Raw genomic sequence first — 11,330 nt, 5'->3', positions numbered from 1 at the left:
GAGGAAGGCATCGACCCCTCGGTTGGATCCGTCGGCGACGCCTACGACAACTCCCTCGCGGAGTCCCAGATCGGACTCTATAAGACCGAGTTGATCCATCACGAAGGGCCCTGGCGAAAGGGCGTGAGGAAGGAATAGGTGACACCTGATCTGTGGTGCAGCCCGGCCCGCCACCGCCCTGGTGGCTCTGCCGCTAACTGTCGCCTTCTCGGCTTCGAGTGTGAGGGTGACCCGATTCAGGAGAGTGCGCCGGTCGTGCTCGTGCGAGGCCACATCGTCCTCGTCTGCTGGCTAGCCAGGGAGGCGGCACCCGCGACGGATCGCGTCGTAGAGCGCCGCTCGCGTCGAGTCGTCCGCCGCAACCGTGAGCGTCACGCGATGCTGGCCGTCGAGCCGCACGGTGACGGGGAAGCGCGTGCCCTGCTTGTCTTCCGCGAACGCGTGCGGATCGCACCGGGCGGGTGCCACGGCCATCGGCACCGTCACGCGCGCACCCGGTGAGACGCGCGCATCGATCGGGATGCTCGGCCCCCGCTGCCCGTCCGCGTCGACGACGCTCAGCAGCACGGTGCCGCCGATCGACTCGATGACCGCGACCGCACCGGGCGCACCGGTGCCGACGGCGACGAGGTCGAGCCCGATCACGCTGCTCGACCCTGCATCGAGCACGTCGCGCTCTGGTGCCCGACGCAGTTTGAGCTGCACGACCGCCTCGACGGCCGCCGCGTGGCACGTCGCGCCGAGCCACGCCGCCCACTAGCCGAGTCGGTCGACGGTCGACAGCTCGACGACGGCCGTCGAGCCGTCGGCGAGGAGGATGTCGAGTCGGGCATCCGGCGCGGTGGTCGTCGGCGCCGGGCAGCGCGCTCCCGCGAGGATCACAGGGAGGTCGCGCTTCGCGCCGGCGGGGATCGCCGTCTCGTCGTCGCGCCGCAGCGGGCGCTCGAGGGCGGGGGAGTCGAGGCTCGCTCTCACCACCGTGAGGGGTGTCGCACCAGCATTGTGCACCGCGATCTGCATCGTTCCGCGCTCGGGGTCGAAGCGCGTGCGGTAGACCTCCACCACGAGATCGACCTCGTCACTCGACGCAGGCCCGACAGGGGGAGGCGGCGATTCGGGCGGGTCGGCACCCCCGGAGGGAGCGCACGAGGTGAGAAGGGCGACGAGCAACGCGAGCGCGGAGACGCGCAGGAAGCCCGCCCGGCCGCGCACGTCAGCTCGCGAGCAGCTCGGCGAGGTGCGGGCTCACGAGGTCGTCCTCGATGAGGAAGGAGTCGTGCCCGAACGGCGAGCTGATGACGACCGCCTCGGAGCCGTGGATCGTGCGCGGCAGGTGCGCCGAGAGCAGGTGCTGCGTCTCGACCGGGAACAGTCGGTCGCTATCGATGCCGAGTACGAGGCAGGTCGCGGTCACACGCGCGAGCGTCTCGGCGAGCGGCCCGCGCCCGCGTGTCACGTCGTGCGAGTTCATGGCCTCCACGAGCGCGATGTAGCTGTTGGCGTCGAACCGGCGCGTGAACTTGTTGCCGTGGAAGTCGAGGTAGCTCTCCACGGCGAAGCGGCCGCCGTGGCCCAGCGGGTCGAGCGTGCCCTGCCAGCTGCGCTCGAAGCGCGCGTTGAGCTCGTCGGGCGAACGGTAGTTGAGCAGGGCCATGCGCCGCGCGAGAGCCAGGCCGCGGTATGGCCCCTCCGGCTCGTCGTAGTAGTCGCCCTCCCGGAAGAGCGGATCCATGCGAATCGCCTCGATCTGCACCGAGTTGAGGGCCAGCTGGTCGGCATTCGAGAACGCGGGCGCCGCGAGCACACCGACGCGCGCGACGCGATCAGGATGCTCCACCGCCCACTCGAGCGCGTGCATGCCGCCCATCGATCCGCCGATGACCGCCGCGAACCGCACGATGCCGAGGGCATCGGCGAGCATGCGCTGCGCGGCCACCTGGTCGCGAATGGTGAGGTACGGGAAGCGCGAGCCCCACTCGGAGCCGTCGGGGCTGAACGACGCCGGACCGGTCGAGCCCTGGCAGCCGCCGAGCACGTTCGGGGCGAGGACGAACCAGCGATCGGTGTCGATCGCGAGCCCGGGGCCGACGATGCCGCCCCACCAGCCCGCCGTCGCGTGGCCGGAGCCGGGAGGGCCCATGAGGTGGCTGTCGCCCGTGAGCGCGTGCGGCACGAGCACGACGTTCGAGTGGTCGGGGGCGAGCTCGCCCCAGCTCTCGTAGGCGAGACGCACGTGCGGCAGCGAGCGACCCGACTCGAGCTCGAGCGGCCCGAGGTCGACGAAGCGGCGCTCGCCGGGGTCGTCTCCCTCGCGCCACGCGCCTGTCGTGGGAGGTGTGCCGCGCAGCGCGCGGCGGCTCGCCTCGGTGATGAACGCCGAGGGCACCGTGTCTTCGCTCGTCTGCCAGTCCATGCTCAGACCATTCTGTCGCAGTCGCGCCCGGCCACCCGCCGTATGACGACGCGAGACCGGGCGCGGTGCGAAACGGGGTGCAGCTAGCGGGAACTCGCCGTCGAGACGGCGCGGGCGGCCGCGAAGCCCGACTCGAGGTCGCCAATGATGTCGTCCAGGTTCTCGAGCCCGACGGAGAGGCGCACGAGGCCGGGGGTGACGCCCGCGGAGAGCTGCTGCTCGGGCGTGAGCTGCGAGTGCGTCGTCGAGGCCGGGTGGATGATGAGGCTGCGCACGTCGCCGATGTTGGCGACATGGCTGAACAGGCTCACGCTGTCGACGAGCGCGCGGCCCGCATCGACGCCGCCCTTGAGTTCGAAGGAGAGCACCGCGCCGACGCCCTTCGGGGCGTACTTCTGGCCGGCCTCGTACCAGGGGCTCGAGGCGAGGCCCGAGTAGTCGACCGTCGCGACGTCGTCGTGCTTCTCCAACCACTCGGCCACCGCCTGAGCGTTCTGCACGTGGCGCTCGATGCGCAGGCTGAGCGTCTCGATGCCCTGGATGAGCTGCCAGGCGTTGTCGGGCGAGATGGCCGACCCGATGTCGCGCAGCAGCTGCACGCGCGCCTTGATGATGTAGGCGATGCCGTCGCCCAGCACGCCCGTGTAGCTCGCGCCGTGGTACGAGGGGTCGGGCTCCGTGAGGCCCGGGAACTTCTCGACGTTCTTCGACCACGCGAACTTTCCGCCGTCGACGATGAACCCGCCGATGACGGTGCCGTGACCGCCGAGGAACTTCGTCGCCGAGTGCACGACGATGTCGGCGCCGTGCTCGAGCGGGCGGATGAGGTACGGGGTCGCGATGGTGTTGTCGACGATGAGCGGCAGCCCGGCCTCGTGGGCGACCCCGGCGACCTTCTCGATGTCGAGGATGTTGACCTTCGGGTTGCCGACCGTCTCGCCGAAGAGGAGCTTCGTGTTCGGGCGGATCGCCGCGCGCCACGCTTCTGCGTCATCCTGGTCCTCGACGAAGGTGACCTCGACGCCGAGCTTGGCGAGCGTGTACTTGAACAGGTTGTACGTGCCGCCGTAGACGCTCGAGGAGGAGACGATGTGGTCGCCGGCGTTCGCGATGTTGAGCACCGCGTACGTGGTGGCTGACTGACCCGAGGACAGCAGGAGCGCCGCGGTGCCGCCCTCGAGGGCGGCGATGCGCTGCTCGGCGACATCCTGCGTGGGGTTCTGGATGCGCGTGTAGATGTTGCCGAATTCGGCGAGGGCGAAGAGGTTCTTCGCGTGCTCGGCGTCGTTGAAGACGTACGCCGTCGTGCGGTAGACCGGGGTCGCTCGCGCGTTCGTCACCGGGTCGGGCTGGGCCCCCGCGTGAATCTGCTGCGTTTCGAACTTCCAGGTGTCGGACATGGCGGAGCTCCCTCGGGTCTGCGGTACGTGCCGACGGTACATGTCAGCGCTACGTGTCAGTGACGGTACGGCCACGAGCGCCCGCGGTCAACGGGCCCCGACACACGCCGTAACGTGCACTGCGCTCAGCCCCGCCGCGACCCAGTGGGGTCAGTGCGCGACGGGCCGAGCCGCATGGGGCCCGTGGTCGTGTCAATCTCCCGGTGGAGCAACCACCGCGGGCGCGGCTCGACGAGCGGCCGTGCCGCCCACCGCACCCACGGGCTCGCGAGGGCGAACGAGATGCCGATCGAGATGACCGTCATGACGAGCAGCCAGGGCCACCCGGTGATCTCGTCCCCGATGATGCCCGACTCCCGGATCGGGTAGAGGACGAAGGAGTGCAGCAGGTAGACGTACATGGTCGCCTGCCCGAGCGGCGTGAAGAAGAGCTGACGGCGCGGCACGAGCACGAAGACGCACGCCGAGAGCAGCACGGCGAGCGCGAGAAGGCTCAGGCGCACGGCACCGGCCCACCATTGATCCTCACCGAGCCCGTCGTACGAGTCGTCGTAGAAGAACCAGAATCGCAGGTCGGTCGCGCGCCACACGTCGATGAACGCCCACAGCACGGCCGCCCAGATGGCGAGCACGGCGAGGGCTCCCATGCGCACGAGCACGGCGGGCGCCTCGGCGACCCGCCAGCGCTCCACGAGATGCCACTCGCGCAGCTTCCAGCCGAGCACGAAGAAGGGCAGGATGCCGATGGCGCGCGAGAGCGAGAACGTCGAGTCGACGTTCGAGAAGTAGCCGACCCCGATCGAGGCGATGACCGCCCACAGGAGCGGCCAGCGCAGCAGCGCGAGGTAGGGCAGGATCAGCCGGAAGATGCCGAGTGCGAGCAGGAACCACAGCGTCCACGACGGCGTCGTCGGGTTGACGGAGACCCGCCCCTCCACGACGTAGTGCAGGAGAGTCCAGATCGACTCGAAGATGACGTAGGGCACGAGGATGTCGGTGATGACGCGGCGCATCTGGCGAGCCGTGGGCGGCCCCGACTTCGAGAAGTACCCGCTGATGATCGCAAAGAGCGGCATGTGGAACGCGTAGATGAACAGGTACGCGACGAGCCCGGCATCCGAGTCGTAGGTGAAGCGCTGAATGCCGTGGCCGACGACGACGAACGTGATGGCGACGAACCGCGCGTTGTCCCAGACGGGCACGCGCGAGGTCGCGGTCGATGAAGCCCCCATGGCGTCGAGGGTACGCCGCCGCCCGCGGAGTACCGTGAGTGCATGCACAGCAGACGCGCAGTCATCACCGGAGCGAGCTCAGGCATCGGCGCCGCGACGGTTCGCCGCCTGCGCGACGCCGGATGGTCGGTGCTCGCCGTGGCCCGCCGAGAAGACCGCCTCGCGGCGCTCGCGGAGGAGACCGGATGCTCCGTGCGCGTCGTCGACGTCACGCACGACGACGACGTGGTCGCCCTGCGGGCGGCGCTCGCCGACGACATCGCCGCGACGGGCCAGCCGCTCGACGCGCTCGTGCTCAACGCCGGCCTCGCGATCGGCGTCGACCCCGTGGAGGAGGCCGACCCCGCGGACTGGGCGCGCATGTTCGAGGTCAACGTGCTCGGCGCCCAGCGCGTCGCCGCCGCCCTGCTGCCGCTGCTGCGCGAGGGAGCCCGCGCGCGCGGGTTCGCCGACGTGATCGCCGTCACCTCCACCGCCGGGCAGCGCGCCTACGAGGGCGGGGGCGGCTACGCGGCATCCAAGTCTGGCCTGCGTATGCTCATGGACACGCTGCGCCTCGAACTCGCGGGAGAGCCGATCCGGGTCATGCAGGTGGCCCCGGGCATGGTGCGCACCGACGAGTTCACCCTGCATCGCCTCGGCGGGGACGCCGAGCGTGCTGCGGCGCTCTACGAGGGGGTCGAGCATCCCCTCACGGCCGACGATGTCGCCCTCGTCATCGCGCAGTCGCTCGCCCTGCCCGGCCACATCAACCTCGACGAGATCACGATGCGCCCGGTCGCGCAGGCCGCGCAGCACAAGCTCATTCGGGGTCCGCTGTGGCCGCGCGAGGCGCCGGGGGAGTGACCGGCGCCGCCTCGCCCGCGACGACCTCGTCGCTGAAGGCGAGCTTCGGCACGGCGAGTAGCAAGATCGCGCTCACGAGTGCCGTGCCGCCGCAGATGGCGAAGACCGTGAGGTAGCCCGCGTAGGTTCCCACGGTCTCGAGCGCGGCCTGGCCCCCTGCATAGATGAGGACGACGGCGAAGACGGCGGAGGCGAACGAGCCGCCGATCGTCTTCGTCGTGTTCGTGAGGCCCGCAGCGATGCCGGTCTGGCCGAGAGGCGCGGCGGCCGAGGCGGCGGCGGGGAGAGCCGCGACAAGCGCTCCCGACCCGATGCCGGCGACGACCATGTTGAGGGTCACCTGCAGCGGCGTCGCGTTGAAGGGCAGGAACATGAGGTACCCGACGGCGATGAAGGTCGTGCCCACGATGAGCGCGATGCGCGGGGTCGTGCGGTTCGACAGCACGGGGAAGAGCAGCGCGCCGACGATCATGGCGATGAGGTAGGCGCCGATGATGTTCGAGATCGCCGAGGAGGAGAGGCCCAGGCCGTAGCCGACGACGGGGTCGGTGCCCGCATACAGGCTCAGGGGGGCCTGCGCGCCGAGGATGCTGATGCCGAGCAGCCCCGCGACGAGCTGGATGGGCCACATCGACGGCTGGCGCAGCACGCGCAGGTCGATCGCCGGGTCGGGGTGCCGCAGCACCCAACGCCCGAACGGGAGGAGCAGGAAGACGCCGACGGCCATGAGCAGGTAGACCCACCACGCCTCCGGCCCGTTGATGCGCAGGAAGGTGAGGCCGCTCGTGATCGTGAGCAGGGCGATCGTGAGCAGCACGAAGCCGACGGTGTCGAGGCGTCGACCCGGAACGGGCGTCGACTCGGGCACGCCGAAGAGGATCGCGAAGAACGCGACCGTCGTCGCGGCCGCCGGTACCGACAGCGCGAGGGGAACGTTGCCGCCGACGGCCTCGAAGAAGCGACCGCCGCCGAGCGCGCCCGCGATGGCGCCGGCCTCGAGGGCGACGACGAGGAAGCCGGCGGCGCGACGGGTCTGCGAGGCGCCGCGCTTCTCGCTGCGGCCGCGGTCGAAGATGAGGGCCACCTCGAGCGGCAGCCACACGACGTAGAAGCCCTGCAGCGCCCACGCGAACAGGAAGCTCCAGAAGTCGGCCGCGAAGACGAGCCACCAGCTCGCGCCCGCCGTGAGCACGGTCGAGAGCAGCAGCACTTTCTTGTGCCCGATCATGTCGCCGAGCTTGGCGAGAATCGGCACGACGAGAGCGCTCAGCAGCAGCTGAGCCGCCTCGAACCAGTTGAAGTCGGGGTCGCGGATCCCTAAGTACTCGACGAGGTCGGGGATGAGCGGAATGTAGTACCCCTGTAGCACCCCGCTGACGAACTCGACGAAGAACAGGTATCCCACGAGCCCGAGAGTGATCGCCCCAGACCGTCCGCGCAGCAGCTGTGCCATTCCGCGATGCTAGCGTGCGGCATCCTCAGGTCGGCGCCCGGCCCGCTAGCGTGATCGGATGAGCACGCCCCGACCGCTGAGCGACCTCGTGGCGGCGGACTGGGCGGATGCTCTCGCCCCTGTCGCCGGTCGCATCGAGGAGCTCGGGCAATGGCTGAGGGCCGAGGTCGCCGCGGGCCGCCCGTACCTGCCGGCGGGGCCCGCCGTGCTGCGGGCGTTCACCGCCCCGCGCGCCGACGTACGCGTGCTCGTCGTCGGTCAGGACCCGTACCCGACCCCCGGCCACCCGATCGGTCTGAGCTTCGCCGTCGAGCGCTCGGTGCGCCCGCTGCCGCGCAGCCTCGCCAACATCTACCGCGAGCTGCACGACGACCTCGGGGTCGTTCCGGCCGAGCACGGCGACCTCTCAGCGTGGCAGGGTCAGGGCGTGCTGCTGCTCAACCGGGTGCTCACCGTGCGCGCCGGTGCGAGCGGCTCGCATCGCGGGCGCGGGTGGGAGGAGGTCACCGAGCACGCGGTGCGCTCGCTCGTCGAGCGCGGCGGCCCCCTCGTCGCGGTGCTCTGGGGGCGGCAGGCGCAGGCGCTCGCACCGGTGCTCGAGGGGGTGCCGATCGTGGCGAGCGCTCACCCGAGCCCGCTCTCGGCGCACGCCGGGTTCTTCGGGTCGCGCCCCTTCAGTCGCGTCAACGAGCTGCTGGACTCCCAGGGTTCCCCGGGCATCGACTGGCGTCTGCCGACGTAGTCTGTCAGCGTGCTGGAAGAGGAATATCAACCGCGTCGGCGACTGCCGCGCCACTTGCGCCCGGCCCCGCCGCCCGAGCCGACCTTCAGCTTCAGCGTGCGCCCCGCGACCGACGCAGATCTGCCGTCCATTCGCGAGATCTACAACCATTACGTCGCCAACAGCACCGTGACCTTCGACGAGAAGAAGTGGACCCTGCGCGGCCTGCGCGCGAAGTTCGCTCACGTGCAGAAGCTCGGGTACCCCTTCATCGTGGCGGTGTCACCGACCGACCAGGTGCTCGGCTTCGCCTACGTCTACCCGTGGAAGGAGAAGGCGGCGTACCGCTACACCGTCGAGAACTCCATCTACCTCGGGCCGGCCTCGACCGGCAAGGGGCTCGGCACGGCACTGCTCGCGGAACTCATGGAGCGCTCCCGCGAGGCCGGCGTCAAGGAGATCATCGCGGTGATCGCCGACCGCGGCGCGGACGCGTCGATTCGACTGCACGAGAAGTTCGGCTTCCGCCAGACCGGCGCCATGGGACGCGTGGGCTACAAGTTCGACCGTTGGCTGGGCATCGTGCTGCTGCAGAAGTCGCTGGGGCCCGTGAAGAGCCAGTCGGCGGACGCACGCCGTTGAGCGCCCGCCGACCGCGCTACTGGTAGACCTCGCCGCGAATCTCCTCGACGAACACCACGGCCTCGTCGTAGAAGACCTGACCGCCGAAGGCGCTGATGACCGAGATCCAGCTGTCGATGCGCACCTCGTTGTAGATGGCGGGGGCGCCCTGCTCGTCGCCGAGCAGGCCGTAGGTGATCGTGCCGTCCTCGAGGGTGCTCTCGTTGAGACCCTGCGCTGTGAGGTCGTCGACCACGCCCGCGCGCGTCGACGGGGTCAGCGGCGCGACGCTGATGAGCAGGTCGGCGATCTCACCATCGGGGTTCGCCCAGATGCAGCTGATGCCGCCCACCCGCTGCTCGGGGGTGGGGTCGACGAAGACGTCGTTGCCCTCCGTGCTGCCGGGGCCGCCGCGCAGCACGAGGTTCTGGCCCTCGAGGTTGTCGAGTCGCTCCTGCGGGAAGATCTCCGTGCAGTCCGCGGGCAGGGCGAAGGCCTCCGGCTCGGGCTCGGTCGTCGGCTCCGGCTCGGGCTCCGACGTCTCGGTGGGCACGACCTCGGGCTCGTCGACCGGCTCCTCCTCGGCGGCGCACGCGCTGAGGCCCGCAACCAGCACGAGGGCGGCGGCGCCGCTCAGCACGCGGTGGCGCAAGAGGGGGCGTCGCTCGAGCATGGATCTCCTTGCGGTTCTCGGTGGTGCCGGGGCCTCGGTGGTGCCGGGCTGATGGGCGAGAATCTATCAGCCGTGGTGGGCCAGACGTGCCCTGATCGGGGGCGAAGGGCGGGGCATCCCGTGTTCGTTGCGGAATCGATACGAAGCCGCCCCGCGTAGGCTCGACGGCGTGTTCGAACTCCACCATCTGACCGCGCTCGAGCAGTGGCAGTGGCTGCACGAGGGCCGTCTCGAGCCCCGCGACCTCGTCGAGCACTACCTCGCGCGCATCGAGAAGCTCAACGATGAGGTCGGCGCATTCACCGTTGTCGAGGCGCAGCGCGCGCGCGAGGCCGCTCAGCGCATCGCGCACGAGGTTCCCCGCACGGCGCCGCTGTGGGGCCTGCCGATCGCCGACAAAGAGCTCGTGCCCCGCGCGGGCCAGCTCACGACCTTCGGCTCGCGCCTGTTCGCCGAGCACGTGCCCGAGCAGTCGGACGAGCTCGTGCACCACTTCGACGACGCGGGTGCGATCAGCCTCGGCGCCACGGCGGCCCCCGAGTTCGGTCTGCCCTCCTACACGGAGAGCCTCGTGTCGCCTCCCGCGCGCACTCCCTTCGCGCTCGATCGCGGCGCCGGCGGCTCGAGCGGCGGGGCGGCGGTCGCGGTCGCGGCAGGCCTGCTGCCCTTCGCACCGGGCTCCGACGGGGGAGGGAGCATCCGCATTCCCGCCGCTGCGTGCGGTCTGGTCGGCCTCAAGCCGTCTCGTGGGCGCATCCCCGCCGGCAGCGGTCTGGACCGCCCCGCGGGGCTCGTCGTGCCCGGGCCCCTCGCGCGCACGGTCGCCGACGCCGCCCTCATGCTCGACGCGCTCGTCTCCGCAGCCCCGTGGGAGTTCGCGACGCGCGCGCCCACCCCTCACGATGGCCCCTTCCTCGGCGCTGCCGTGCGCGGCGAGGGCCGGTTCCAGCTCGGCGTCATGACGAGCACCCCCTGGGAGGGCTTCACCGACATCACGATCGCCCCCGAGGCGCGGGATGCCCTCACGACGGCCATCGCGGGCTTCGAGCGCCTCGGCCACGGCGTGGACGATCTCACGCTGCCCGCCGAGCCCGACTACGCCCGGCACTTCCGCACGGTGTGGATGGCGGGGGCCGCGGGCATCCCCGCCCGGACGGACGAGGAGCTCGCCCTGCTCGAGCCGCTCACGGCATGGCTCGTCGGTCAGGGCCGGGCGCTGCCCGCGACGGCGCTCGCGGAGGCGCTCACGTGGCTCACGGGGTTCGAGCGCCGCGTCATCCGCCATCTGGGGACGGTCGACATCGTCGTGACGCCCGCACTCGCGATGACGCCGCGCCCGCTCGGCTGGTTCGACGCGCAGGACCCGGAGCGCAACTTCGCCCAGCAGGTGCAGTACACGCCGTGGACGAGCTTCGTCAACGTCGCGGGGCTGCCCGCGCTCACGCTGCCGATCGGCCTCACGGGCGCCGACTCCGAGGTGCCGGGCGTGCCCATGGGCGTGCAGCTCATCGGGCGCCCGGGCGGGGAGGCCGATCTTCTCGCGCTGGGCGCGCAGTGGGAGCGGGCGCATCCGGAGCGCCTGCACCCGCCGCAGTGGTAGGGATGACCGTGGCAGCGCGGCGGCGGTAGCCGCCATCCTCGAGCCCCGCCTCGATCTCGAAGCGGTTGCGCAGCGGGTCGAGGCCCGCCGCGAAGTACAGCACGATGAAGGCGAGCCCGTAGCGCCGCCACTGCTGCCGGTGCACGGCCTCGTGCCGCAGCACGGCCTCGCTCACGGTGCCGCGCGTGAGGTACACGGCGCCGATGGTCGTGCCCCCGCGCCCGAAGGCCCAGCGCGGCAGTCCCGCGCACACGAGCAGGTCGCCGTGGCGCGCGACGCGGAATCGCGCGAGCGGTGCACCCCAGACCAGGGCGAGCGCGGTCGCGAGCCAGTACCCGGGCAGCGCGAACACGGCGCGCACGATCCGCACG

The 11,330-nt window shown here is 71.0% G+C and carries 12 protein-coding genes; 4 read left to right on the top strand and 8 right to left on the bottom strand.

Annotation, left to right across the window (positions count from 1 at the left end):
- Nucleotides 1-291: 291 nt before the first annotated feature.
- From FK219_RS07030 to FK219_RS07010, 5 genes are all read right to left on the bottom strand, one after another.
- Nucleotides 292-705 (bottom strand): hypothetical protein, encoded by a 414-nt coding sequence (locus FK219_RS07030; RefSeq protein WP_152583484.1) that lies wholly within the window; start codon nucleotides 703-705, stop codon nucleotides 292-294.
- A gap of 51 nt (nucleotides 706-756) precedes the next feature.
- Nucleotides 757-1,212: a hypothetical protein gene (locus tag FK219_RS07025; RefSeq protein WP_152583483.1), complete on the bottom strand. Its 456-nt coding sequence runs from the start codon at nucleotides 1,210-1,212 to the stop codon at nucleotides 757-759.
- A gap of 1 nt (nucleotide 1,213) precedes the next feature.
- Nucleotides 1,214-2,413 carry a homoserine O-acetyltransferase MetX gene (gene metX / locus FK219_RS07020; protein WP_152583482.1) on the bottom strand — a complete coding sequence of 400 codons (1,200 nt, stop codon included), beginning with the start codon at nucleotides 2,411-2,413 and terminating at the stop codon, nucleotides 1,214-1,216.
- 83 nt (nucleotides 2,414-2,496) lie between these two features.
- Nucleotides 2,497-3,813 carry a bifunctional o-acetylhomoserine/o-acetylserine sulfhydrylase gene (locus FK219_RS07015; protein ID WP_152583481.1) on the bottom strand — a complete coding sequence of 439 codons (1,317 nt, stop codon included), beginning with the start codon at nucleotides 3,811-3,813 and terminating at the stop codon, nucleotides 2,497-2,499.
- 125 nt (nucleotides 3,814-3,938) lie between these two features.
- Nucleotides 3,939-5,045 carry an acyltransferase family protein gene (locus FK219_RS07010; RefSeq protein ID WP_152583480.1) on the bottom strand — a complete coding sequence of 369 codons (1,107 nt, stop codon included), beginning with the start codon at nucleotides 5,043-5,045 and terminating at the stop codon, nucleotides 3,939-3,941.
- Between the two features lie 42 nt (nucleotides 5,046-5,087).
- Here FK219_RS07010 and FK219_RS07005 point away from each other — a divergent pair, with 42 nt between their 5' ends.
- Nucleotides 5,088-5,891 carry an SDR family oxidoreductase gene (locus FK219_RS07005; protein ID WP_152583479.1) on the top strand — a complete coding sequence of 268 codons (804 nt, stop codon included), beginning with the start codon at nucleotides 5,088-5,090 and terminating at the stop codon, nucleotides 5,889-5,891.
- On the opposite strand, the gene FK219_RS07000 is transcribed toward FK219_RS07005, so the two are convergent.
- The gene (locus FK219_RS07000) at nucleotides 5,848-7,344 is read right to left on the bottom strand and encodes an MFS transporter (RefSeq protein WP_152583478.1); all 1,497 of its coding nucleotides are present in this window, start codon (nucleotides 7,342-7,344) and stop codon (nucleotides 5,848-5,850) included. The genes FK219_RS07005 and FK219_RS07000 overlap by 44 nt on opposite strands.
- A 58-nt stretch (nucleotides 7,345-7,402) precedes the next feature.
- Between FK219_RS07000 and FK219_RS06995 the strand changes: the two genes are divergently transcribed.
- Together FK219_RS06995 and FK219_RS06990 are read left to right on the top strand one after the other, a co-directional pair.
- Nucleotides 7,403-8,086, top strand: coding sequence for a uracil-DNA glycosylase (locus tag FK219_RS06995; protein WP_152583477.1), 684 nt, complete (start codon nucleotides 7,403-7,405; stop codon nucleotides 8,084-8,086).
- 9 nt (nucleotides 8,087-8,095) lie between these two features.
- Nucleotides 8,096-8,707 (top strand): GNAT family N-acetyltransferase, encoded by a 612-nt coding sequence (locus tag FK219_RS06990; protein WP_152583476.1) that lies wholly within the window; start codon nucleotides 8,096-8,098, stop codon nucleotides 8,705-8,707.
- 16 nt (nucleotides 8,708-8,723) lie between these two features.
- Here the strand turns inward: FK219_RS06990 and FK219_RS06985 are convergent, their stop codons facing one another.
- Complete coding sequence (locus FK219_RS06985; RefSeq protein ID WP_152583475.1) at nucleotides 8,724-9,359, bottom strand: hypothetical protein; 636 nt, start codon at nucleotides 9,357-9,359, stop codon at nucleotides 8,724-8,726.
- Nucleotides 9,360-9,528: 169 nt separating this feature from the next.
- Between FK219_RS06985 and FK219_RS06980 the strand changes: the two genes are divergently transcribed.
- Nucleotides 9,529-10,959, top strand: coding sequence for an amidase (locus tag FK219_RS06980; protein WP_152583474.1), 1,431 nt, complete (start codon nucleotides 9,529-9,531; stop codon nucleotides 10,957-10,959).
- Here FK219_RS06980 and FK219_RS06975 read toward each other — a convergent pair.
- Nucleotides 10,865-11,329, bottom strand: coding sequence for a hypothetical protein (locus tag FK219_RS06975; RefSeq protein WP_210416789.1), 465 nt, complete (start codon nucleotides 11,327-11,329; stop codon nucleotides 10,865-10,867). The genes FK219_RS06980 and FK219_RS06975 overlap by 95 nt on opposite strands.
- Nucleotide 11,330: the final 1 nt, after the last annotated feature.

Source organism: Microcella pacifica (genome assembly GCF_009371975.2).
Classification (GTDB): Bacteria; Actinomycetota; Actinomycetes; order Actinomycetales; family Microbacteriaceae; genus Microcella; species Microcella pacifica.
Note: the sequence above shows the minus strand (reverse complement) of the source record. Positions and strands in the feature narration are given on the sequence as shown.